The following is a 22,919-nucleotide window of genomic DNA, read 5'->3' as shown; positions in this document are numbered from 1 at the left end:
TGGTGCCGGCCGCGCCCGGCGGGGCGTGGCCGGCACCGGCCGTTGCGTCGCTCGCAGTCGGTGCTGGGGCCTGTCCGGCAGGATCCGCCGGACAGGCCCTGGGTCAGGACTGCAGGATCCGCCGGACAGGCCCTGGGTCAGGACTGCAGCCAGTTGATGGTGTAACCGCTTCCACTGGGCTGGGAGTTGCTGGTCAGCGGGGTGTCGCCGCGGGACAGGTCGGTCGAGTTGAGGGTGCCGGCGCTCGCCAGCGGGGAGCCGTTGACGGTCACGTTGCTGAACGCGATGGACCCGAAGTCGGCGACGGGGCCGACGCCGTCGCCGAGGTCCTCGACGATCGCCTCGGCCGAGGAGAGCTGGTACGAGCCGGACTCGTGGTAGGTCTTGGTCCAGTGCTGCGTGGTGTCGCTCTCGGTGAGCGTGCACGAGGTGCCCTTCACCGTGACGGAGGCGGTGATCTGGTCCCCGGCCTGGACCGGCTTGTTGAAGTAGATCGAGTCCGCCGGGTACATCTCGACCCACGGGTAGTAGCCCGCGGCGCCGTTGCTGCAGTCCTGGTCGAAGCCGATCTGCTCGACGGTCTGCGAGGTGAAGCCGTCGATGCCGATCCAGGGCGAGACCGAACTGTCCGGGGTGTCCGCGCAGTCGAGCGTCGGGACGGTCCAGCTGCCGCTGACCGAGGTGTAGGTGCCGCCCGTGACGGCGTAGCCGCCCCAGGTCTGGTCGTCGTGCAGGTAGTGGCTGTGGTGCGGGAACGCCCGGGTGGGCGCTGCGGCTGCGGCGGGGGTGCCGGTGGACGCTGCGACCGTGAGCAGGGCAGGGGTGAGCGCGGCCAGAGCGGCGAGCGCGCGGAGCCGGTGGATCGTCACGCGGGGACCTCCGACGGGTGTGGGGGTTCGCGTTGCCATCCGGGCGTGGCGGAGCCGCCATGGGGGCAGTGGCACGGGTGGCGCGGCGAAGGCGGGGGTTGCACCTGAACTGGCGGTTGCGAGCCGCTTCTTGCGGTGACTACGGGACCGGTGGCGCTGATCAGCGACGGTTCGTGTTCCTCGGTGCGCCTCGAAAGCGTAAGGACTGGACCACCGGCCGCACAAGGGTGGCAACCGGACCTCTTTGTCCGTCACCTGTCAGAGAGTTGAACCCTGGCGCGGCGGAGAAAGCGGCCTGCAAACCTGCCTGATGCTCCGTCAGGCAGGCCTGCGGCCGTTCGCTCAGGTGCCGGGTCGGGCGGCCCGGCGCAGGAGGGCGGCGGTGACCAGTCCGCCGGCCAGGACCGCTGCCGCGCCGATGAGTTGGGTGGCCTCGACGGCCCGGCCGAAGGCGTGCAGCGTGTCGGCGCGCAGCGAGTCGGTGGGCGCCTCGGCAAGGGCGCGCGGGAGGGAGTCGGCTCCGGTGAGCGCGGTGAACCGGGTGCTGAGCACGGCGCCCAGCACGGCGACGCCGAGGCTGGAGCCGAGTTCGGCCATCGCCCCGTCCATCCCGGCGCCGACACCCGCCCGTTCCGGTGGGATCGAGCTGAGCACCGCCTCCGCGATGGCGGGGTTGGCCAGTGCGCAGCCGGCGCCCATCAGCAGCAGGCCCGGCAGCAGCGTGCCGTAGCCGTCGTCCGGTCGGCAGGCGATGACCCCGAATCCTGCCGCGAGCAGGCCCATGCCGAGCGCGATGGCCCGCGGGCGGCCGAGGCGGGCCAGCAGCCGGGCGGCGACGCCGGTGAAGTTGAGCAGGACGATGCCGAGCGCGAACGGCGCCATCCGCAGGCCGGCCTCCAGGGCGCTGTAGCCGCGGACGAACTGCAGTTGCTGGGTGAGCAGGAAGAGGCCGCCGCTGCTGCCGAAGGTCATCAGCAGGACTCCGGTGACGGCGCCGACGAACCGGCGGTCGCGGAAGAGCACGGGGTCGAGCATCGGGTGCCGGGTCCGGCGCTCCCAGCGGACGAAGCCGGTGAGGGCCGCCAGGCCCAGGGTGGTCGGCAGCAGGACGGCGGCCGAGGCCCAGGCGTGGCCGGGAGCGGTGGTGATCGCGTAGACCAGGCAGGCCGCGGCGATGGTGGACAGCGCCGCACCGGGCAGGTCGGGTCGGCCCTCGCCCCCGTTGCGTGTCCCGGGCACCAGCGAGCGGACGGCCACCAGACCGATCGCCACCACCGGCAGATTCACCAGGAAGAGCGCGCCCCACCAGAAGTGGGCCAGCAGCAGACCGCCGATCGGCGGTCCGGCCGCGAAGCCGAGCGCGCTCACCGCGGCCCACACCCCGATCGCGCGGGAGCGCTCGGTGGCGTCGAAGACCTGCATGACCACGGCCAGGGTGCTGGTGACCAGCAGTGCGCCGCCCACCCCCATGCCGGCCCGGGCGGCGATCAGCTGCCCGCTGGAGTGCGCGAGGGCGGCTGCCAGCGAACCGGCGCCGAAGAGCGCGAGGCCGGTGAGCAGCAGCCGGCGGCGCCCGTAGCGGTCGGCTGCCGCGCCGGCCGCCAGCAGCAGGCCCACCTGGGCGAGCGAGTAGGCGTTGACCATCCACTGCACGGCGGCGGTGTCGGCGTCCAGCGCGCGGCCCAGGGAGGGGATCGCCACGCCGAGCACGGTGTTGTCGAGCACCACGGCGAACTGCACCAGGCAGACGACGGCGAGGATCGGCCAACGGGCGGGGTGCGGGCCTGCGACCGCCCCCGCCGCGTCGGTGTGCTCGCGCTGAAGGGCCGTCACCGAACCGTCAGCGGTTGTGCCGGGCGCGCCGCCGGGAGTACCGAGGGGGCGAACGGGGCGATCGGGTTGGTCAGTTCGCCGACCAGTTGGAGGGCCCCCGAGGGATCGGCCAGGTCCACCATCTGCTGGTTGTCGCGCAGCTGGAGGCGGTTGAGGCAGGAGAGCGGGAACCCGGTGGCGAACAGGTCGAAGCGGGCGAACTTGTCGGCCAGCTGAGGCACTTGCCGCTGGTAGGCAGTGACGCAGTCGGCCACCGTGCGCCAGAAGTCCTCCTCGTCGAGCGTGCCCGCCCCGTCCAGGGTGGCGGACAGGTAGCGGAAGAAGCAGTCGAAGACATCGGTGAAGATGGACAGCAGCCGCATGTGTTCCGGGACTTCGGCGCGCACCCGCTGGACCTCGGGCGGCAGCTCGGCGGTCGGGTCCATCACCACGATCTCCTCGGCGATGTCCTTGAAGATCGCCCGCCGGACCGTGCCGGCCTCGTCGAGGACCAGGATGACGTTCTCGCCGTGCGGCATGAAGGCCAGGTCGTGGGCGTAGAAGCTGTGCAGCAGCGGGGTGAGGTAGGCGTCCAGGTAGCCGCGCAGCCAGACGGTGGGCGCCAGGCCCGAGCGTTCGATCAGTGCGGCGGCCAGCGAGTGGCCCGCCCGGTCGGTGTGCAGCAGGGCGGCCATGGTGGCCAGCCGTTCGCCGGGGGCGAGCGAGGGCACCGGGCTCTCCCGCCAGAGTGCGGCCAGCATCTTGCGGTAGGGGGAGTGGCGATCGGTGGCGGCCTCGTACTGGCGGTGCCGGTAGCCGATCGCGGCGTGCTCGCGGATGATCGACAGGCCGGTGCCGCGCAGCACCTCGTCACCGGCGATCAGTTCGGCCAGCCAGTCGTTGATGGCCGGGGTGGCCTCCATGTAGGCGGCCGAAAGTCCGCGCATGAAGCCCATGTTGAGCACCGAGACGGCGGTCTTGACGTAGTGCCGTTCGGGGTGGGCGGCGTTGAAGAAGGTCCGGATCGACTGCTGCGGGAGGTAGGCGTCGGTGCCCTCGCCGAGCAGGACCAGGCGCTGGGCGGCGAGTTCGCCGGCGAAGGTCACCGAGAGCCTGTTGGACCACTGCCAGGGGTGCACCGGCAGCAGGTGGTAGTCGGCCGCGTCCAGGCCGCGCGCGGTGAGGGCCGACTCCAGACGGGCGCGCTCGTCCGGTCCCAACTCCCCGGCCAGCAGCTGCTCGTAGTCGGTGTCGGTGCACGCCGTGAAGGTCGAGTGGGCGCGGTGCGCGGCCAGCCAGATCAGCCGGACGGGGTGGCCCGCCTCGGGTGCGTAGCGGTGGTACTCCTCACCGTCGAAGCCGATCCGGCCGTTGTTGGCCACGAAGCCGGGGTGCCCCTCGGTCATGCCGCTCTCGATGGCCTGGAAGTCGGCGCCGGCCAGCTCGGCAGCGGTGACCGCGGGCTTGTCGAGCTTGTAGGCGGTGCCGGCCAGGGTGGAGCTGATCTCCTCCAGGTAGACCGGCAGCACCTGGTCGGACAGGCCCAGGGTGGTGCGCAGCTCCAAGAGGAAGTCGACGGCGTCCAAGGGGAGTTCGCGGCCGTCCCGGTGCCGGGTGATCGAGTCGGCGGGGATCTGCCAGTGGTCGAGGGCCAGCAGCCGGGCGGTGAAGCGGTACTCCACCGACCGGTCGTCGCTGTGCACGGCGTAGTGACCGGTGCCCAGCGGTTCAGGGGCCAGCAGCCGCTCGTGGGCGAACTCGGCGAGGGCCTTGCGGACCAGCAGCCGGTTCGCGGTGGCCCAGGTGTCCGGCCTCAGATGGGCGACGGGGTTCACGCGCGTGCTCCTCGGGTGGCGGCGGCGAACTGCTCGCGGGTGCAGAAGCTGAGCAGTGCCTCCTTCTCGGGCTTGGTGATCGGACCGGCGGGCCGGAAGCCGACGGCGGCGTTGAGCGCGTGCACGGCGGTGTTGCGCACATCGGGTTCGACCACGACGCGTCGCACGGCGGGATCGTCCAGGACGAACGCCATGACGCTGGTGATCACCGCACGGGTGAAGCCGTGCACGGGGGTGTCGGTGGGGGCGCAGAGGAAGTGCATGCCGATGTCGCCCGGCTGCGGCGGGTAGAGGCCGACGAGTTCGACGCGGGCCGGGTCGTAGCGCTCGACCAGGAAGGCCGGCCGGCCCTCGACCGTGCCGATGCAGGCGTCGTGGTGAGGGTGTTCGGCGATCCTCCGGTACTCGGCGACCACCTCGGCCTCGGTCAGTCCCTGCATCATCCAGAAGGCGGCCTTGGGGTGGGTGACCCAGCCGTGCAGCAGCTCGGCGTCGGTGGCCAGGTCCAGCGGACGGACGGCGAACCGGCCGAGGGCCGGGTCGGTGCGGGAGAACAGGACGGTGGTGCGGTCCGGGTGGTGCTCGTTCACGGGGTGCTCTTCTGTGCGGTGGGCGGTCGTGCGGTGCTCTTCTGCGCGGTGGCCGGTCGTCGGGTGGGCGGTCATGCGACGGCGCCTTCGGGTGCGCCGAACTCCTGGAAGGCGATGGCCTTCTCGATCGGGTAGACCTCGCGGCCGGTCAGCTCGCGGATGATCCACGAGTTGCGGTAGGGGCCCATGCCGAGGTCGGGGGAGGTGACGCTGTGGGCGTGGGTGGCGCCGTTCTGCAGGAAGATCCCGCGCCCGGTGGTGTCGATGCTGTAGTTGCGCGCCACCTCGAACCGGCCGCGGCCGTCCCAGCGGATCCGGTCGCGCACGGGTGCGAGGAAGTCCGGGGTGCGGTAGCGGTAGCCGGTGGCGAGCACCAGGCCCTCGGTGGTCAGGGCGAAGTCGCGCTGCTGCTCGGCGTGGTGCAGACCGAGCCGGTAGCTGCCGGTCGTCTCCTCCCAGGAGACGCTGTGCAGTGCGGCGTTGGTGAACAGCCGGGTGTTCACCGGGCCGCTGACGCTCTTCTGGTAGAGCAGGTCGTAGATGTTGTTGATCAGGTCGGCGTCGATGCCCTTGAACAGGCCCTTCTGCTCGCCCTCCAGGCGGTAGCGGGTCTCCTCCGGCAGCGCGTGGAAGTAGTCCACGTACTCCGGCGAGGTCATCTCCAGGGTCAGCTTGGTGTACTCGAGGGGGAAGAACCGCGGGGAGCGGGTGACCCAGTTGAGCTGGTAGCCGTGCGGGTCGGCCCCGGCCAGCAGGTCGTAGTAGATCTCGGCGGCGCTCTGGCCACTGCCGACCACGGTGATGCTCCGCTTGGCCTGCAGCGCCGTCTTGGCTTGCAGGTAGCCGGAGTTGTGCACCAGGTCGCCGCCCAGGCCCCGGCAGGCCTCGGGCAGGTAGGGCGGGGTGCCGGTGCCGAGCACCAGGTGGCGGGCCCGGTGCCGCACGGTCCGCCCGCCGGCCTGGGCGGTGACGGTGTAGAGCCCGTCCGCCTCGTCGTACTCGACCAGCGTGACCTGGTGGCCGAAGCGGATGCTGGAGAGCCGGCCGGCGGCCCAGCGGCAGTAGTCGTTGTACTCGGAGCGCACCGGGTAGAACATCTCGCGGATGTAGAAGGGGTAGAGGCGTCCGCGCTCCTTGAGGTAGCTCAGAAAGGAGTGCGGCGAGGTCGGGTCGGCCAGGGTGACGAGGTCGGCCATGAAGGGGGTCTGCAGGGTGGCGAAATCCAGCAGCATGCCCGGGTGCCAGTCGAACTCCGGCCTGCTTTCGAGGAAGAGGCCGTCGAGGTCCTCGATCGGGTCGGTCAGGCAGGCCAGGCCCAGGTTGTAGGGGCCGAGCCCGATCGCGATGAAGTCATGGGTGGACATGCGGGGTCTCCGGGGTGCGGGGGAGGGGTTGGCGGGGTTCAGCGGCGGACGAGCCGGCGCTCGTCGGCGGCGAGGTGGTGCTCGGCGTGGGCGGCCAGCAGGTCGAGCACCTGGGCGATGTCGGCGAGCGTGGTCTCCGGGTTGAGGAGGGTGAACTTGAGGTAGTGCCGGCCGTCGACCTTGGTGCCGGCCACCACGGCCTCGCCGGATGCGGCCAGCGCCTCGCGGGCGTACAGGTTGGCGCCGTCGGCCCGCTCGTGGTCCTGGCCGGCGGCCGGGAGGTAGCGGAAGACCACGGTGGACAGGTGCGAGCGGGTGACCACCTCGAAGCGCGGGTCGGCGGCGAGCAGGTCGTGGGCGGCGGCGGCCCGGTCGACCACCTCGTCGAAGAGCGCGCCCACCGCGTCGGCGCCCATGATGCGCAGGGTCAGCCAGAGCTTGAGGGCGTCGAAGCGGCGGGTGGTCTGGAGCGACTTGTCCACCTGGTTGGGGATCCGCTGTTCGGCCATCCTGGCCGGGTTGAGGTAGTCGGCGTGGTAGGTCGCGTGCCGCAGCGACGCCGCGTCGGCGACGATCAGGGCACTCGAACTGACCGGCTGGAAGAAGGACTTGTGGTAATCGACGGTCACCGACCGGGCCCGCTCGATGCCCTCCAGCAGGTGCCGGCGGGTCGGCGAGACCAGGAGCCCGCAGCCATAGGCCGCGTCCACGTGGAACCAGGCACCGGCCTGCTCGCACAGGTCGGCGATGGCCGGCAGCGGGTCGATGGTGCCGAAGTCGGTGGTGCCCGCGGTGGCCACCACCGCCATCACCGGCAGGCCCTCGCGCCGGCAGCGGGCCAGCTCGCGCTCCAGGGCCTCGGGGCGCATCCGGCGGTCGGCGCCGGTCTCGACGGTGATCACGGCGTCGGGGGCGAGGCCCAGCAGCTTGGCGGACTTCTGGACGCTGAAGTGGCCGGCCGCGGAGGCGAAAATGCGCAGCTTGGGCAGCAACTCGGTTCGGTCGGAGGGCAGCTGGGAGCCGGCCGGAGCGGCGGTCAGCGCCTCCTCGCGGGCCAGCAGCAGCGCCTGGAGGTTGGACTGGCTGCCGCCGCTGGTGAAGACACCGTCGGCGTCGACGCCGAAGCCGATCCGGCCGGCGGTCCAGTCGATCAGCCGGCGCTCGATCAGCGTGCCGCCGGCGCTCTGGTCCCAGGTGTCCAGCGAGGAGTTGACGGCGCTGAGCACGGCCTCGCCGAGCAGGGCCGGGATCACCACCGGGCAGTTGAGGTGGGCCAGGTAGCGCGGGTGGTGGAAGTAGACGGCGTCGCGCAGGTAGACGGTCTCCAGCTCGTCCAGCGCGGCACTCGGATCGCCCAGCGGCTGGTCCAGGTCGATGGCGGCGATCTCGGGTGCGAGCCGCTGCGGCGACATGCCGGTGAAGGGGCGGTCGGCGCCGGATATCCGCTCGGCCACCCGGTCGACGCCCTCGCTCAGCGAGTGGCGGTAGCGCGCCACCGTCCGGTCGTTGAACAGGTGCCTGCGTGCGCCGTCGGTCATCACCGTGGGGCGGGCCGACCGGGCCGTGACAACGGGTCCTTGCATGCTCATGGGCAGTCCTCAGCTGGGACGGAAGGGGGAGGGGGGAGGAACTTAGGTTAGCCTAACCTAAGCCGCATCGAAGATCGCCACCGCTCGGCCGGCGACCTGCATGAACGCGACACCACGCGACACCACGCGACACCACCACCCGGCGGACTCCGCCGCACACCTGAGGGGCAGACATGAAGCAGCACACCGCACGACCGGTGGGCGGCGGGCGCCCGTGAGCATCGAGGTCTTCCGCGACGCCTGGGGCATCCCGCACCTGCGGGCCGGCGACCCCCTCGAACTCGCCTACGCCCAGGGCCACAACGCTGCCATCGACCGTGCCTGGCAACTGGAGGTCGAGCGTCACCGCGCGCAGGGCACCTCGGCCGCCTTCCTGGGCGCCGACAGCCTCGACTGGGACCGCTTCGCCCGGCAGGCCCGGCTCGCCGACACCGCCCGGCGCTGCTACGCCCGCCTGGACGAACCCACGGCCGCCTGGCTCGACCGGTACGTCGCCGGGGCCGCCGACGGCCTGCGCGAAGGCGCCGACCGCGCACCGCAGTTCGCCGCCACCGGGCTGGCGCCCGGCCGCTGGGAGCCGTGGACACCGATGGCCCTGTGGCTCTCCCACCACATCCTCTTCGCCGGATTCCCGAGCAAGCTGTGGCGCCGGCGCGTCATGGACCTGCTCGGCGAGCGCGCCGTCGCCCTGTTCGCCACCGACGGCATCGCCACCTCCGGCAGCAACGGCTGGCTCCTCGCCCCCGGGCGCACCGCGAACGGTGCCGCGCTGATCGCCGGCGATCCGCACCGGTTCATCGAGGACCCGGGCATCTACCAGCAGATCCACCTGGCCTGCCCCGAGTTCGACGTGGTCGGCCTCGCGGTCCCCGGCGTCCCCGGCATCGCGCACTTCGGGCACACCGGCAGCGTCGCCTGGGCGATCACCAACGCCATGGCGGACTACCAGGACCTCTACCACGAGCGGTTGCGGCGCACCGCCCGCGGCGGCGTCGAGGCGCTCGGGCCCGACGGCTGGCGCAGCGCCGCCGCGCACACCGAGACCATCGAGGTGGCCGGGAGCGAGCCGGTCACCGTCGAGATCGTCGAGACCGACCGCGGACCGGTAGTGATCGGCGGACCCGACGGCACCGACGGCGCGCTCAGCCTGCGCTACCCGCCCAGGGTCCGCGAGGAGTTGGGGTTCGCCGCGCTGCCCGCGCTGCTGCGCGCCCGGACCGTGGCCGACGTCGACCGGGCGCTCGAGAAGTGGGCCGAGCCGGTCAACGTGGTACTGGCCGCCGACACCGCGGGCGGGCTGCTGCACCGCGTGGCCGGCGCCGTGCCACGCCGGGACGCGCGCAACCTGCTGCGCCCGGTGCCCGCCTGGGACGCCGCGCACGCCTGGCGCGGCTGGCACGCCCCGCTGCCGCGCGCCGAGGTGACGGACCACGCGGTGATGGCCAATCAGCGCGGCCTCGCCGCACCGCTGGGCGTCGAGTTCTCCGCACCGCACCGGGCCGACCGGATCGCCGAACTGCTGGCCGGCTCCGGGCGGTGGACGGGCGAGTCCATGGCCGCGGTGCACACCGACACCTACCTGGGGTCCACCGCCACGCTGCTCGGCCTGCTGGCCGGCCTGCCCCGGCTGAGCCCTGCCGCCGACCGGCTGCGAACCCAATTGCTGGGCTGGGACCGGAGAATGGACCGCGACTCGGTGGCGGCCGGTCACTACGCCGCACTGCGCTCGGCAGTCGTCCGCCTGCTGGCCGCCGAGCCCGTGCTCGCCCCGTTGGCGGAACCGTCCGGCCTGCCGGAGCTCTTCGCCCCCTGGCTCTCGCTCACCGCGCGGATCGCCTTCGCCCTGGAGCGCCTGCTGGCCGCCGACCTGCCGGCCGCCGACCTGCCGGCCGCCGACCTGCCGGCCGCCGACCTGCCGGCCGCCGACCTGCCGGCGGACGACCGTGCGGCCGACGACCTTGCGGGCGATGGCCTCCTCCCCGGCCTCCTCACCGGCATCGACCGCGCCGAACTCGTCCGCACCGCCCTCGAACAGCTGGCCGCGACCCAGGCGAGGGACGGCACCGCACCGCCGACCTGGGGCGACACCCACCGGCTCGCCCCCTGGCAGGCGCTGCCGGACCCCGACCCGACCCCCGACCCGCCCCCCGGGCCCGCGCTCGGCGGCGACCATGACTGCGTGCTGGCCACCTCGTGCATCCCCGGCCTCACCGATCTGAGCGCCCGCGCCTCGGCCGCCCGCTACGTCTGGGACCTCGGCCGACGGGAGGACAGCCGCTGGGTGGTTCCGTTCGGCGCGCACGCGGTGCCCGGCCACCCGCACCACCGCGACCAGCTGCCGCTGTGGCTCAGCGGCGCGCTGGTGCCGGTGATCACCGACTGGAACAGGCTCACCAAGGAGACCGGCGATGACCACTGACCACCGCACCCCGACCGGGCGCACCCACACCCAGGACCTCCCCGGCCTCGGCACTCTGTCGATCCGACCGCTGGACCCGGTGGACGACGCCGACACCGTCCACGCCTGGGTGAACCAGGAGCGCGCGAGATTCTGGGGCATGGTCGGCCACAGCCGCGACCAGGTCCGGGAGATCTACGCCTACGTCGACTCGCTGACCACCCACCACGCCTACCTCGCCCTGCACGACGGCACACCGGTCGCGCTGTTCCAGACGTACCAGCCCGAGCACGACCCCCTCGGTGCGCACTACCCGGTCCGGCCCGGCGACCTCGGCATCCACCTGCTGGTCGCCCCCGCGCACGGCCCCGTGCAGCCCGGCCACACCGGGGTGCTCGTCGGCTTCTTCCTGGACTTCGTCCTGTCCGACCCGGCCGTCCGGCGCATCGTGGCCGAACCGGACGCCCGCAACGAGAAGTCGATCGCCCGGCTGCTGCGCAGCGGCTTCACCCTCGGCCCGCAGGTCGACCTGGCCGACAAGCGGGCCCAACTCGTCTTCCTGCACAGGGAGAAGGCCGAACTGGTCCGCCGCTCGATCACCACCGCCGGCGGCCGGGCGTAGTGAGGGGCCTCAGCTGCGCAGGCCGGCCAGCGCCTCGGCCGCGGCCACCCCGGAGGCGGTGGTCGCGCCGTGGGTGACGATGTGCACGGCGCCGGGAGCGGTGTCGCCGGGCAGGCCCATCTCCACCACGACGGCGTCGGGGCGGGCGCCGACCAGCTCGGTCAGCGCGGCGCTCATCCAGTCGTGCCGGGCGGCATCGCGGACGACCACCACCAGCGGGCGGCCCGCGGCCGGCCGCAGCGCCAGCTCGTCCAGGACCGCGGCCCGGTCGCCCAGGTGTCCGGGGTGCAGCCGGACGAAGGTCGTTCCGGGCAGCCGCTCGCGCAGCGGCGCGGCCACACCCCAGGGGGTCTCGGGGCCGATGGCGAGGTTGGTGGTCGGCACCAGCTCGACCACGTGCGGGGCGGCGGCGAGCGGCAGCAGCTCCGCGCCGCGGCCACGGATCCGCACCGCGCGGCGGGCGGCCGCGAAGCCGACGTCGCCACGGATCGGGCTGGTCGGCACGGCGCGGCCGAGCTGCGTCGACCAGGTGGCGAACTCCCGTACCCGGTCCGCGGCTTCGCGCAGTCGCTGCTCCGCCAGCCGGCCCGAGGCGACGGCCGAGACCAGCGCACCCGCGAGCAGGGCGACGGTGCCCTCGTCGGCGCTCTCCCCGCCGACGCACACGGCATCGGCGCCGGCCGCGACCGCGCCGACGGTGGCGCCGTCGATGCCGTAGCGGTCGGCGACCGCGCCCATCTCGATCCCGTCCGTCACCACCAGTCCGTCGAAGCCGAGTTCGGTGCGCAGCAGGTCGTTGATGATGGTGCGGCTCAGGGTCGCCGGGTGTTCCCGGTCGTAGGCGGGCACCAGCAGGTGCCCGGTCATCACGACCCGCACGCCGGCCTCCAGCGCCGCCCGGAACGGCGGAAGGGCGGTGGCGGCGATCTTCTCGGCGGTGGAGTCGTCCGTGGGCAGACCGTGGTGGGAATCGACGGAGGTGTCGCCGTGGCCGGGGAAGTGCTTGGCGCAGGCGGCCACGCCCGCCGCCTGCAGGCCGCGGGTCCAACCGGCGGTGTGACGGGCCACCAGCTCGGTGGTGGTACCGAAGGAGCGCAGCCCGATGACGGGGTTGCGCGGGTTGGAGTTGACGTCGGCGCTCGGCGCGTAGTCGAGGCTCACTCCGGCGGCGTGCAGCTCCCGCCCGATGTCGCGGGCGACCGCCTCGGTGAGCTCGACGTCGTCGACGGCGCCGAGCGCGAAGTTGCCGGGGCGGGTGGAGCCGGTCCAGCCCTCGAGGCGGGTGACGTCGCCCGCCTCCTCGTCGATCGCGATGATCAACTCCGGATTCTCGGCGCGCAGTTGGGCGGAGAGGCGGGTCACCTGCTCGGGCGCGCCGATGTTGCGGGAGAACAGCACCACGGATGACAGACCGTCACCGATGGCCCGCAGCAGCCAGTCCGGCGCCTCGGTGCCGACGAATCCCGGCTGGAGGACCGAGAGGGCGAGGCGCCGCAGCTCGGGGTCGCTCCGGGTGGTCCTGCTGGAGGTCATCGACGGGGCCTTCCGGGATCGGGGCGGCGGTGCCGGTCGCAACGTTCGTCATGCGTGGACGAATGGATGTTGGTATAGACCAACTGGGGTGTCAAGGGTTTCGCAGCCTCGTGGGCCACGGATCGCGAGCCACCCACCCGGGGCCGACGGTGCGGTGACGGGAAGTCAGCGGCCGGTCACCGGCGCGTCAGGGACGGGTGCTTGGGTGGTCCGGTCGGGGGCACCCGCCGCCGGAGCGGCCGGGCGGGTCAGGCATTCATACGCGATGAAGGGGGACGACCATGCCCGGTACAGACTCCGGTGTGCTCGGCTGGCCGCTGGCCCGCGGCTGTCCGATGTCGCCGCCGCCAACACTCGGTGCGGTCCGTGACGACGGCCCGCCGACACTGGTCCGGCTGCCGGCCGGCGCCGGCGAGGAGCAACTGGTCTGGCTGGTCACCCGCTACGAGGACGTGCGGTCCGCCCTCAAGGACCCCAGGCTGAGCGCCGACGAGACCCGGCCCGGCTTTCCGGTGCGCTTCCCCGTGGCCGTCGACGAGCGGCCGAGCGGGTTCCTGCGGATGGACGATCCGCAGCACGGCCGGCTGCGCAGGATGGTCGCCCCGGAGTTCACCGTCCGCCGGGTGCGCGCGCTGCGCCCCCGGGTCCAGGAACTGACCGAACGGGCGGCCGACGACCTGGCAGCCGGACCGCAACCAGCAGACCTGGCAAGGGACTTCGCCACCAAGGTGTCGGCGCTGGTGATCGCCCGGCTGCTGGGCATCCCGGACGAGCAGACCGGGTTCTTCCTGGAGCAGACCCAGACCATGCTGACGGACGGCGACCCGGCCGGCTCACTGGCGGCGCACCACCGGATCATCGCCTTCCTCGACGAGCACGCGCGCGCCAAGCAGCACGACCCGGGCGACGACCTGGTCAGCCGACTGGTGCACAACCACGTGGCCACCGGTGAACTCGACCGCGCCGATCTCCTGGGCATCCTCAAGCTGCTGCTCGTCGCCGGCCACGAGTCGACCGCCACCCAGATCGCGTTCAGCACGCTGAGCCTGCTGACCGACGAGCGGCTGCGCGCCGAGGTCCTGGCCGACGGCGGAGCGCTCCTGCCGCAGTTCGTGGAGGAGTCGATGCGGTTCTGGTCGATCGTCCAGGACGGCGTGGTGCGCCAGGCCACCGAGGACCTGCGGATCGGCGAAACCCCGGTCCGGCAGGGCGAGTCGGTGATGATCAGCCTGCTCGCCGCCAACCACGACCCCGCCGTCTTCCCCGACCCCGAGCGGCTGGACATCCACCGCGACGCCTCCGGCCACCTCCTGTGGGGGCACGGTGCCCACTTCTGCCTCGGCGCGTCGCTGGGCCGACTGGAGGTGACGCTCGCCCTCGGCTCCCTCCTGACCCGGCTGCCGACCCTCCGCCTGGCCTGCGAGCCGTCCCGGCTCCGCCTGCGCGAGCACCCCGTCTTCCACTCCCTGGCCGAGCTGCCCGTCACCTGGTGATCCGGCGCTTCCGCTCAGCCGGGGATCTGATGGCGTGCCACCCAGGCGTCGACCCGGTCCCACTGGGCCAGCAGCCAGGCCTGCCGGGCCTCGTCCCCCGTCGGCACGGCCCGGGCCGGGACTCGCCACCAGTGCGCGCGGACCGGGTGGGTCAGGGGCAGTCCCCGCCAGAGGGAGCCGGCCGAGTCCATGGTGTCGAGCCCGGTGTGGGTCACGAAGACCACGTCCGCGGTCGGTGCGGCTGCCAGCGCGGCCAGGCTGCCGGTCATCCTCGGGGGCAGCACGTGGCGGTCCTGCTCGGCGTGCGCGGCCTGGACCCGCTCACCGCGCCGGCGCAGTCGGCGGATCGCCCGCTCCCGGCGGTGCTCGGTGAAGTTCCCGCCCTCGGGGAAGACCACCAGAGCGTCCCCGTCCCGCAGCCCGGCGGCCAGTTCGGTGATCCGCTCGACGGTCGCGGCGGAGTCGCCGTGGCCCGCGGGGACGAAGCAGGAGGGCAGGCGGGTGAGCAGCACGTCCAGGCAGGGGTCCAGGCGCAGTTGCTGCTTGAGCACGACCCGCGGCCGGTAGTGGGCGACCGAGATCAGCCGCTCGACCAGGAGGAACGAGTCGCCGGGTCCGGCGTGCCGGGCCAGGACGATCAACGGGCCGCCGGGGCCCGCGGGTTCGGGGCTCACCTGCAGCCGCAGATGGAACAGGCGCGCACCCGCGCGGTGGACGAAGCGCAGCAGCCGGCCAAGGAGGCGGTGGTCCAGCTCCGCGCGCCGTGCGCCGCCCTCGCGCCGCCCGAGGCAGCGCAGCCAGTTGGCGGTAGCGGCCAGCAGGCCGCCGAGATCCGCGAGGACGTACAGCAGCAGCAAGGTCGCGAGCCGGACGGGCCGGGCGCGGCGGCGGCCGAGCAGCAGCAGCGGCAACTGGCAGACCAGCGCGAGGGCGAGCAGCAGGACGGCTGCCGGGAGGCCGACGAGCAGCAGCGGGACGGTGACGCACCGTCGCAGCAGGCACCGGAGCCGGGTCATCGCGTCGAGCCCCTCAGGCCTGCGCGGGGCGCAGGCCCGCCAGGTAGCGGGTGGTGGCCCGGTGGGCGCGGTCGATCCGTTCGGCGACCCGGCGGGCGTCGCGGTAGCGCAGCTGGCCCACCGGCCCGGGCGGGGGTTCGTCGGCGGCACCGGTGGGCAGCAGGTGGACGGTGACGCCCGGCGGCAGGTTGCTCATGTCGTGGGCGAAGCGGTGCCGTCGCGCGATCTCGAAGGCGACCAGCGGCACCTCCCACGGCCGCTGGGCCGGCCGCAGCGGCTGCTCGATCCGTCCGACCTGCAGGACGAACACCTCGCGCGCGCCGAGGGCGACGGCCCGGCCCACCGGGATGCTGTTGACCAGGCCGCCGTCCAGGTAGTGGCGCTCGCCGATCCGCGCCGCCGGCAGCAGCCCGGGGACGGCGCAGGAGGCGAGCAGCGCGTCCACCACCGGTCCCTCGGTGAACCAGTGCTCGGCGGCCGTCTCCACCTCCGCGGCCACGCACTGGAACGGCACGGCCAGGTCCTCGATCAGCCGACCGTGCAGCTCGTGCTCCAGCAGCGCCCGCAGCCGTGTGTCGGAGTGCAGGTGGGTGCGGCTGCGCACGGCGGTGCGGGTGCGCTGGAGGACCGAGCCGGAGAAGACCGCCGAGCCGGTCAGGCCCGCCCACACCTCGGCCAGCCGCTGCACGGCGGCGGGCGTGGGGTCGGCGGCCAGCACCGCGCCGTTCAGCGCGCCGACCGAGGTGCCGACGAGCAGATCCGGGCGGATGCCCGCCGCCAGCAGGGCGCGCAGCATGCCGACCTCGTGGGCGCCGAGGTAGCCGCCGCCGCCCAGCACGAAGGCGCATCGGTAGGTGCCCGCGGCAGCACGGGGCGGACCGGTGACTGGTGTCGTCATACCGGGGCGAATGCCCGGGTGAGGCGGCTTCATGCCACCGGGCTCCGGGCGAGGGCCGCCGTGCGGCGAGCCCGCTCGCCCCGGCTATTGCGCGCTGCGCGGCGGCAGCTGCCGGGTGATCCGGTCGAACAGCTCCGCGAGCGGCTCACCGACCTCCCGGCCGAACCCGGTCAGCCCGTAGCTGACCTGGGGCGGCGTGGCCGGCTCGACCTTGCGCCAGATGAGGCCGTCCTCGACCAGCGCGCGCAGGGTCTGGGCGAGCATCTTCTCGCTGATGCCGTGGATGCTCTCGCGCAGCTCGTAGAACCGCAGGTCGTTGCTCCGCAAGGAGATCAGCACCCAGACGCCCCACCGGCTGGTCACGTGGTCGAGCACGTTGCGCGCGGGGCAGTCGGTGTGAAACACGTCATACCGCTGCCCTGCGTCGGCCCTGATGATCTGCGCACCTTCCACCATGTACTGAGCTTACCTCCAGGTATGCCCTTACCAAGAGTTAGTTCCTTCTCCTAGCGTCGGAGACACCAGAGCACATCGCACAAGGAGCTGAAGATGATCGTGGTGACCGGGGCTACCGGGAACGTGGGCCGGCCGTTGACGCAGGCGCTGGCCGAGGCGGGCCGGCAGGTGACGGCGGTGTCGCGGCACGCGGCGGCGGTGCCGCAGGGTGTCCGCCACGTGGTGGCCGATCTGGCCGAGCCGGCCGGCCTGGAGCCCGCGCTGGCCGGGGCGAAGGCGCTGTTCCTGCTGCTCTCCGGCGACCTGCACGCCGCCGGGGCCGATCCGGCCGACATCATCCGCCGGGCCCGGGCCGCCGGGGTCCGCCGGGTCGTGCTGCTCTCCTCGCAGGGCGTGACGACCAGGCCCTTCGGCCCGACGCGGATCGCGATGCGCGAGCTGGAGGACGTGCTGCGGGAGTCCGGGCTGGAGTGGGCCGTCCTGCGGCCGGGCGGCTTCGCCTCCAACGCGCTGTGGTGGGCCGAGTCCGTCCGCACGCAGCGGGCCGTGGCCGCGCCCTTCGGCGACGTCGGGGTGCCGGTCGTCGACCCGGCGGACATCGCCGACGTGGCGGCGGCCTGCCTGCTGGAGGACCGGTACACCGGCGGCGTGTACGACCTGACCGGCCCGGCGGTGATCACGCCGCGCCAGCAGGCGCAGGCCATCGCCGACGCGCTGGGCTCGCCGGTGCGCTTCCACGACCTCACCCGGGACGAGGCCAGGGCCGCGATGGCCCGGAGCATGCCGGTGGAGCTCGCCGAGGACACCCTGGACATCCTCGGCTCCCCGAACGAGGCCGAGCTGCTCGTCAGCCCGGACGTGCAGCGGGTCCTCGGCCGGGCCCCGCGCCCCTTCGCCGACTGGGCCGCGCGCAACATCGCCGCGTTCCGCTGAGACCGCAGACTCTCCGGGAACGCCTGAGGGGCCCGGCGCGCGGGTCGCGTGCTGGGCCCCTCGGGGGTGACCCGCTGGGGGTCGCTGATCGGGGTGATCAGTAGTTGTGGTGGACCTGCCAGTAGGCCCAGGCCTGGTTCGGGCTGCCGTAGCGGCTGTTCATGTAGTCGTACGTCCACTTGATCTGGGTGGACGCGTTGGTCTGCCAGTCGGCGCCGGCGGAGGCCATCTTGTTGCCCGGCAGGGCCTGGCCCAGGCCGTAGGCGCCCGAGGACGGGTTGGTGGCGGTGACGTTCCAGCCGCTCTCGTGCGAGACGATCTGGTCGAAGGAGGCCAGCTGGTCGGCGGGGACGATGCTGGCGGCGATCTGCTGCGGGGTGGCGGCAGAGGCGGCGGTGGGGGCCACGGCGGCGCCGATGGCGACGATGCCGGCGGCGGAGGCGAGAAGGGCGGCGGACTTGCGCATGCGGGTGGAGATCACGGGCACGTGGAGTTCGACCTCACATCAGTTGGGCGCCTCGCCCCCAGAGGGTTCCGCAGGCACGACGAAGCGGCCTCGCGGTCAGGGGTGTCGGCACCGGGGCGGTCTCGCTGTGGAGAGACCACCGTTCGGGAGCTGCGGCGGTGGACGGGCCTCCGCCGCATCTGGCGACTTCGCCATTGTTAGCGGGGTCGGGGGCGCGATCCAAGGGGCCTTGATACGACGGTGGGTCGTAGTCGCGGGCCTCCCCGACCGACGCCCGGCCGGGCCCGGTACCCGTGCCCCAGGGGTTCAAACCACGTACCCGGCTGGGTTTTTCCGCCGAGGATCACCGCGCTGAGCTGCACGGACGCCGACCGGCGGGGTGATCGCGGCGATCGGCGGCGCGGACGGCGAGCACGGCCGCGATCCGCGCGGCGATGCTCCCGAAGCGGGCTACTAGGAAGCGTAGTGGGCTCCCCAGGCGCGTGAGTACCGTCACGGAGTAGCCTGACGTGAAATCCCTCCCCGCCGTCGAAACAGGACCACTCCACCGGGAGTTCATCCCTCCCGGACAGACCCGCAAGGAAGTCGAAAGGGGTCTCGCGCATGCTGACGAAGCGCAATCGCCTGGGTGTCACCGCAGCCGCCGCAGTCACCGTCGCCGCTGCCGTCGTTTCCACCGGACCGGCGATGGCGGCGGCGCCGCCGACCGCTGTGGCCTCCGCCGCCTCCGACCGGTTCCCCGTCGCACCGACGGACTTCGTGAACCTGCCTGCAAGCCCGCTGGCGACCGGCCACCAGACGCTCGGGTACACGGTCACCTACCGCAACACCACGTCGACCGACCAGATCGTCGCGCCGCAGCTGCTCGTGCTGTCGCCGGATGCGGGGCCGTTCCTCCAGCCCTCGGACGTCCAGGTTCAGCAGCTCACCGGCAGTGGCCAGTGGCGGACCGTGCAGCTCGGCACGCAGACCGGGACGTTGTACACGAACCTGACCCGGGCGAAGGAGCGGTTGCACAGCGGCGAGACCCTCGTCCAGCACTACCGGCTCACCGTGATCACGACGGGGGCTGTGGGCACCGTCGCGCCGCGGGTCGCGCTCTACAGCTGAGCGAGCCGAGGGGCCCCGGCGACGGGGCCCCTCGCACGGTCGAACCGACCGGCTGTCGTCAGCGCCCCGCGGTGGCCAGGTCGCCGTGGTGGGCGGGCCTGGCATCGCGCCGCAGGCGGTGCAGGGTGAAGCGGTCGAAGAGCACCGGGGCGGGGACCGGGACCGCCGCCGTGGCGGCGGGCGTGTGGTAGTAGCTGACGGTGATCGTGGTGCGCCCGCCGGCCAGCGCACCGGGGTCGACGTCGAACACCGCGACCCCGTAGGGGAAGGCCGTGTCGGGGTCGCGGACCGCCGACCAGGTGGCCTTCTCCTTCGCGTCCGGGTCCGCCTTGAAGGTCAGGCGCTGGGTGCGCACGAAGGCCTCGGGCACGCCCCCGGCGGTGGGGTCGGTGAGGTAGGTGTCGTCGCTCGACGCGGTGCCGCCGCCGCCCAGGATCAGGTGGACGGTGCCCTGGGAGGTGTCGATGTCGTGGATCTCGTCGCTGACCACGCTCGGGCGCAGCAGGCTGCCGGGGTCGGTGCCGCGCACGGCGTAGGTGCGCTCGTAGTCGTGGTCGTGCCCGCAGAGCACCAGGTCGACCTGGTAGCGGTCGAAGACGGGCAGCAGTTGTTCGCGGATGCCCATGTCGCCGCCGTGGCTGGTGGCGGAGGAGGACATCGCGAACTGGTGCATCGACGCCACGATCCAGTCGATGTCGTGGCCGGCCCGGGCGCGGGACAGGGTGCGCTCGAGCCAGCGCAGCTGGGCGCCCTCGCTGTAGCCGCTGATGTAGATGGACCGGCCGGTGGCCGGGTCGATGCTGGCATCATCCTCGACGGCGAGGTCGTTGCCGTCGAGGGAGAGGAAGAGCACGGAGCCGACCCGGAAGCTGTACCAGTTGCCGCAGTAGTCGCGGCTGTGGTTGTCGGGCAGGTCGAAGCGGGTGTGGTACGAGGCGTAGCCGAGGTCGCCGCCGCCGGCCTCCACCTCGTGGTTGCCGGGGGCGGGCATCCAGGGGCGGTTCGCGGCGGAGACGGACATGTTGTTCATGAACGCGTCCCACGCCTGCGGCTGCACGGTCGGATTGTTGTTGGCGTACGCCAGGTCGCCGTTGAGCAGGTGGAACAGCGGCGCGAACTGCTCGACGTGCCGCACGGCCGCCGCGCCGTGGATGGAGGACTTGCTGAAGGCGGCGGAGCCGGTGCCCAGGTCGCCGAAGCTGGTGAAGCGGAACGCGGTGCGGCCCGGCTCGGGGGCGGTGCGGAAGGTGCCGCGCCGGGGGGTCGCGCCGTCGTGCGACACCTCGTAGACGTACGGGGTGTCGGGCTGCAGGCCGTGCAGGCGGACCCGGTGGGTGTAGGTCTCGACCTTGTTCAGGCCGTCGACGTAGGTGCGGGTCTCCGCATCGAGGACCCGCCCGAACCCGCCCTTCGCCGTGCCCAGGCGCAGCCGGGGACGGCTCACGGAGGCGGCGGTGGCCCAGGAGACGGTCATTTCGCGCGAGGGCTCGTTGCCGAAGCCGAGGTGCACCTGTTCGGGACCGGGGGTGTCCGCGACGGCGGGCCGGCTCCACAGCAGGGTGGAGCCGGGCGCGGCCGCGAGCGACGCGGCCGCGGCCGTGGTGCGGAGAACGGTCCTGCGCGAGGGATGTGCCACTACTGCCTCCTGAGCCGGCGGGGGATCGCCCGGAGGTTCGCAGGCACAGGCCGACCCCGGCCCAGCAGTAGGGGAACAGCCGGCGACGGTGCGGGGAACGACGGCCCGGTATGGGGCAAACCGGCCGACCGCGCGACCGCGGGGCCCGCGCCGGCCCGCCCCGGGGCTACCTCCGGACGGCCTCGATGTCGTGCGGCCACCGCGGGTCGATCTCGTAGTGGTCGTCGAACCGGCTGCTGAAGCCGGTCACCCGGACGGCATCGCCCAGCGCCAGGCGCGAGACGTCGATGCCCGTCTGCACGTTGACGAAGATCAGCACCGCGCCCGAACCGTCGTCGACGGAGAGCATGTACCGTCGCGCGCCGGATCGGTTCGTCGACGCCCGGGTGACGGCGGGGGGCGGTCATGCCAACGGAATTCTCATGCGGGCGACGCAGGATGGGGCCTCGACCCGGGCTTTGCCATGGAACCTCGGACAGGACGCGCATGGTTGACCATCGAATATCCCCCGAGCCGGCCGAGCGCCGGCGCGCCGCACACGGCCGCGACGCCTCCCCGGCGGCCACGGATGCGGCGGCCGGTGGACGGGCCGGGCGGCGCAAGGCGCGCCGGAAGCGGGGACGGGCCAGGCGCGTCGTCCTGCTGTCGCTGGCGGTCGTGCTGGTCCTGCTGGTCGGTGGCGGCAGCTATGTGTACTTCCAGCTCGACGGCAACATCAAGAGCAGCGCGCTGTTCACCGGCACCGGGACCCAGGCCCCTGAGAAGAAGGACGCCGCGGGCAACAGCCCGGAGAACATCCTGGTGATCGGCTCGGACACCCGCTCCTCCGCGACGGACTGCCAGATCGGCGGCGACTGCGGCGGCGGTGGCGCCGGTGCCAATGCGGACGTCGAGATGCTCGTCCACCTGTCCGCCAACCGCACCAATGCCACCGTGCTCAGCATTCCGCGCGACACGGTGACGGACCTGCCCGACTGCAAGGACCCGACGACCGGGGCGGTCCACTCGGGGGACCGGCAGGTGCTGATCAACAGCAGCCTGCAGTACGGTCCGGGCTGCACGGTGGCGGCCGTCCACCAGCTGACCGGGATCACCGTCGACCACTTCATGATGATCGACTTCGGCGGCGTGGTGAACATGTCGGACGCGGTCGGCGGCGTGAACGTCTGCGTCGACAACAACGTCTACGACCCCTACTCGCACCTCAAGCTGACCTCCGGGAGCCACACCCTGCAGGGCCTGTCGGCGCTGGAGTTCCTGCGCACCCGGCACGGCTTCGGCAACGGCAGCGACCTCGGACGCGAGGGGGCCCAGCACCTCTTCCTCTCCGCGATGATCCAGAAGCTCAAGAGCGCCAACACGCTGACCAACCCGGCCGCGCTCTACTCGCTGGCCAACGCCGCGACCAAGGCGCTCACCGTGGACACCGCCCTGGACGGCATCACCAATCTCACCTCGCTGGCCGGCCAGTTGAACGACGTGCCGACCAACAAGATCACCTTCCTGACCACCCCCAACCTGCCGTACCAGGGGCCCGTGGTGGGCCTCAAGGACGACGTGGTGCTGGGCCCCGACGCCCAGCAGGTCTTCACCGCGATCCAGAACGACCAGTCCTTCTCCGGCGGCACCCCCTCCGCCTCGCCCTCGGCGCCCTCGGCCGCCGGCCGGACGGCGCCGGCCCCCGCCACCAGCGCGGCGCCGGCGGCGCCCGCCATTGACACCGCCGCCGTGCACCTGGACGTCTCCAACGCCAGCGCCACCTCCGGGCGCGCGCTCGCGGTGGCCACCGTGTTGCAGCAGAAGGGCTATACGGACGCGGTGGAGAGCGGCAACGCGGCCCCGGTCGAGGCGACCGAACTGGTCTACGCGCCGAGCCACGCCGCCGACGCCCAGGCCGTCGCCAGCACCCTCGGACTGCCGTCCTCGGCGCTGCGCGCGACCGGTACGTCGGCAACCCTGCACCTGTACATCGGTTCTGACTGGCCGAGCGGCACCAGCTTCGGCGGCACCACGACGGCCGCGTCCGGCAGCGCCGCCGGCGCCCAGGCACCCGCGCCCACCGCACCGGTCGCCGCACCGAGCGACGCGAGCGCGGACAACGCCGGCGGATCGCAGAGCTGCGCCCACGTCAGCACCGAGGACACCACGCCGTTCGGCTCCCCGACCAAGGCCTTCGCGGAGAACCCGAAGGTGCCCAACTCGGCGCCGTAGCAGCCGGCCCGAGCCGACGTCAGCAGGTGACCTGCCGCCTCCGCGAGGGAGACGCAGGTCACCTGCCTGGCTGTCACAGACCACCGGA

19 protein-coding genes are annotated in these 22,919 nt (G+C 73.0%); 6 read left to right on the top strand and 13 right to left on the bottom strand.

The window, feature by feature from the left end:
- Positions 1–137 precede the first annotated feature (137 nt).
- From OG294_RS02540 to OG294_RS02515, 6 genes are all read right to left on the bottom strand, one after another.
- Positions 138–869, bottom strand: a complete 732-nt coding sequence (locus OG294_RS02540) for a G1 family glutamic endopeptidase (RefSeq protein ID WP_327064712.1) — start codon at positions 867–869, stop codon at positions 138–140.
- 342 nt (positions 870–1,211) lie between these two features.
- Positions 1,212–2,702: an MFS transporter gene (locus tag OG294_RS02535; RefSeq protein WP_327064711.1), complete on the bottom strand. Its 1,491-nt coding sequence runs from the start codon at positions 2,700–2,702 to the stop codon at positions 1,212–1,214.
- Complete coding sequence (locus OG294_RS02530; protein WP_327064710.1) at positions 2,699–4,516, bottom strand: IucA/IucC family protein; 1,818 nt, start codon at positions 4,514–4,516, stop codon at positions 2,699–2,701. Before OG294_RS02530 ends, OG294_RS02535 begins: the two co-directional genes overlap by 4 nt.
- Entirely contained in the window at positions 4,513–5,106 is a 594-nt protein-coding gene (locus OG294_RS02525; RefSeq protein ID WP_327064709.1) for a GNAT family N-acetyltransferase, read from the bottom strand. The genes OG294_RS02530 and OG294_RS02525 overlap by 4 nt, the downstream gene beginning before the upstream one ends.
- A 71-nt stretch (positions 5,107–5,177) precedes the next feature.
- A complete protein-coding gene (locus OG294_RS02520) occupies positions 5,178–6,470 on the bottom strand; it encodes a lysine N(6)-hydroxylase/L-ornithine N(5)-oxygenase family protein (RefSeq protein WP_327064708.1) in 1,293 nt (430 codons plus the stop codon).
- Positions 6,471–6,508: 38 nt separating this feature from the next.
- Positions 6,509–8,053 carry a pyridoxal phosphate-dependent decarboxylase family protein gene (locus OG294_RS02515; RefSeq protein ID WP_442789305.1) on the bottom strand — a complete coding sequence of 515 codons (1,545 nt, stop codon included), beginning with the start codon at positions 8,051–8,053 and terminating at the stop codon, positions 6,509–6,511.
- A gap of 220 nt (positions 8,054–8,273) precedes the next feature.
- Here OG294_RS02515 and OG294_RS02510 point away from each other — a divergent pair, with 220 nt between their 5' ends.
- Entirely contained in the window at positions 8,274–10,478 is a 2,205-nt protein-coding gene (locus OG294_RS02510; RefSeq protein WP_327064707.1) for a penicillin acylase family protein, read from the top strand.
- Positions 10,468–11,079, top strand: coding sequence for a GNAT family N-acetyltransferase (locus tag OG294_RS02505; protein WP_327064706.1), 612 nt, complete (start codon positions 10,468–10,470; stop codon positions 11,077–11,079). Before OG294_RS02510 ends, OG294_RS02505 begins: the two co-directional genes overlap by 11 nt.
- Before the next feature lie 9 nt (positions 11,080–11,088).
- On the opposite strand, the gene OG294_RS02500 is transcribed toward OG294_RS02505, so the two are convergent.
- On the bottom strand, positions 11,089–12,612 hold the full coding sequence (locus tag OG294_RS02500) for a glycoside hydrolase family 3 protein (RefSeq protein ID WP_327064705.1): 1,524 nt from the start codon (positions 12,610–12,612) through the stop codon (positions 11,089–11,091).
- A gap of 281 nt (positions 12,613–12,893) precedes the next feature.
- Between OG294_RS02500 and OG294_RS02495 the strand changes: the two genes are divergently transcribed.
- Positions 12,894–14,105, top strand: a complete 1,212-nt coding sequence (locus OG294_RS02495) for a cytochrome P450 (RefSeq protein WP_327064704.1) — start codon at positions 12,894–12,896, stop codon at positions 14,103–14,105.
- 14 nt (positions 14,106–14,119) lie between these two features.
- On the opposite strand, the gene OG294_RS02490 is transcribed toward OG294_RS02495, so the two are convergent.
- The 3 genes from OG294_RS02490 to OG294_RS02480 all read right to left on the bottom strand — a co-directional run bounded on the left by OG294_RS02490 (position 14,120) and on the right by OG294_RS02480 (position 16,475).
- Positions 14,120–15,121 carry a 1-acyl-sn-glycerol-3-phosphate acyltransferase gene (locus tag OG294_RS02490; RefSeq protein WP_327064703.1) on the bottom strand — a complete coding sequence of 334 codons (1,002 nt, stop codon included), beginning with the start codon at positions 15,119–15,121 and terminating at the stop codon, positions 14,120–14,122.
- 13 nt (positions 15,122–15,134) lie between these two features.
- A complete protein-coding gene (locus tag OG294_RS02485) occupies positions 15,135–16,019 on the bottom strand; it encodes a patatin-like phospholipase family protein (protein WP_327064702.1) in 885 nt (294 codons plus the stop codon).
- A gap of 84 nt (positions 16,020–16,103) precedes the next feature.
- A complete protein-coding gene (locus OG294_RS02480) occupies positions 16,104–16,475 on the bottom strand; it encodes a winged helix-turn-helix transcriptional regulator (protein ID WP_327064701.1) in 372 nt (123 codons plus the stop codon).
- 93 nt (positions 16,476–16,568) lie between these two features.
- Here OG294_RS02480 and OG294_RS02475 point away from each other — a divergent pair, with 93 nt between their 5' ends.
- Entirely contained in the window at positions 16,569–17,408 is an 840-nt protein-coding gene (locus OG294_RS02475) for an SDR family oxidoreductase (RefSeq protein WP_327064700.1), read from the top strand.
- 97 nt (positions 17,409–17,505) lie between these two features.
- Here the strand turns inward: OG294_RS02475 and OG294_RS02470 are convergent, their stop codons facing one another.
- Positions 17,506–17,874 (bottom strand): lytic transglycosylase domain-containing protein, encoded by a 369-nt coding sequence (locus OG294_RS02470; protein ID WP_442789304.1) that lies wholly within the window; start codon positions 17,872–17,874, stop codon positions 17,506–17,508.
- Positions 17,875–18,477: 603 nt separating this feature from the next.
- On the opposite strand from OG294_RS02470, the gene OG294_RS02465 reads away from it, so the two are divergent.
- The gene (locus tag OG294_RS02465; protein WP_327064699.1) at positions 18,478–18,984 is read left to right on the top strand and encodes a signal peptide protein; all 507 of its coding nucleotides are present in this window, start codon (positions 18,478–18,480) and stop codon (positions 18,982–18,984) included.
- 58 nt (positions 18,985–19,042) lie between these two features.
- Here OG294_RS02465 and OG294_RS02460 read toward each other — a convergent pair whose 3' ends face one another.
- Complete coding sequence (locus OG294_RS02460) at positions 19,043–20,620, bottom strand: purple acid phosphatase family protein (RefSeq protein WP_327064698.1); 1,578 nt, start codon at positions 20,618–20,620, stop codon at positions 19,043–19,045.
- Between the two features lie 166 nt (positions 20,621–20,786).
- Entirely contained in the window at positions 20,787–20,969 is a 183-nt protein-coding gene (locus OG294_RS02455) for a hypothetical protein (protein WP_327064697.1), read from the bottom strand.
- A gap of 137 nt (positions 20,970–21,106) precedes the next feature.
- Here OG294_RS02455 and OG294_RS02450 point away from each other — a divergent pair, with 137 nt between their 5' ends.
- Positions 21,107–22,831 (top strand): LCP family protein, encoded by a 1,725-nt coding sequence (locus tag OG294_RS02450; protein ID WP_327064696.1) that lies wholly within the window; start codon positions 21,107–21,109, stop codon positions 22,829–22,831.
- Positions 22,832–22,919: the final 88 nt, after the last annotated feature.

Source organism: Kitasatospora sp. NBC_01302 (assembly GCF_035976515.1).
In the GTDB taxonomy this organism is placed as follows: Bacteria; Actinomycetota; Actinomycetes; order Streptomycetales; family Streptomycetaceae; genus Kitasatospora.
This window is presented reverse-complemented; position numbering and strand designations above follow the sequence as displayed.

Coding starts and splice junctions, on each gene's coding strand:
- OG294_RS02465 (WP_327064699.1), top strand. CDS start 18,478: ATGCTGACGAAGCGCAATCGCCTGGGTGTCACCGCAGCCGCCGCAGTC.
- OG294_RS02475 (WP_327064700.1), top strand. CDS start 16,569: ATGATCGTGGTGACCGGGGCTACCGGGAACGTGGGCCGGCCGTTGACG.
- OG294_RS02520 (WP_327064708.1), bottom strand. CDS start 6,470: ATGTCCACCCATGACTTCATCGCGATCGGGCTCGGCCCCTACAACCTG.
- OG294_RS02450 (WP_327064696.1), top strand. CDS start 21,107: ATGGTTGACCATCGAATATCCCCCGAGCCGGCCGAGCGCCGGCGCGCC.
- OG294_RS02515 (WP_442789305.1), bottom strand. CDS start 8,053: ATGCAAGGACCCGTTGTCACGGCCCGGTCGGCCCGCCCCACGGTGATG.
- OG294_RS02480 (WP_327064701.1), bottom strand. CDS start 16,475: ATGGTGGAAGGTGCGCAGATCATCAGGGCCGACGCAGGGCAGCGGTAT.
- OG294_RS02495 (WP_327064704.1), top strand. CDS start 12,894: ATGCCCGGTACAGACTCCGGTGTGCTCGGCTGGCCGCTGGCCCGCGGC.
- OG294_RS02455 (WP_327064697.1), bottom strand. CDS start 20,969: ATGCTCTCCGTCGACGACGGTTCGGGCGCGGTGCTGATCTTCGTCAAC.
- OG294_RS02485 (WP_327064702.1), bottom strand. CDS start 16,019: ATGACGACACCAGTCACCGGTCCGCCCCGTGCTGCCGCGGGCACCTAC.
- OG294_RS02470 (WP_442789304.1), bottom strand. CDS start 17,874: ATGCGCAAGTCCGCCGCCCTTCTCGCCTCCGCCGCCGGCATCGTCGCC.
- OG294_RS02500 (WP_327064705.1), bottom strand. CDS start 12,612: ATGACCTCCAGCAGGACCACCCGGAGCGACCCCGAGCTGCGGCGCCTC.
- OG294_RS02505 (WP_327064706.1), top strand. CDS start 10,468: ATGACCACTGACCACCGCACCCCGACCGGGCGCACCCACACCCAGGAC.
- OG294_RS02490 (WP_327064703.1), bottom strand. CDS start 15,121: ATGACCCGGCTCCGGTGCCTGCTGCGACGGTGCGTCACCGTCCCGCTG.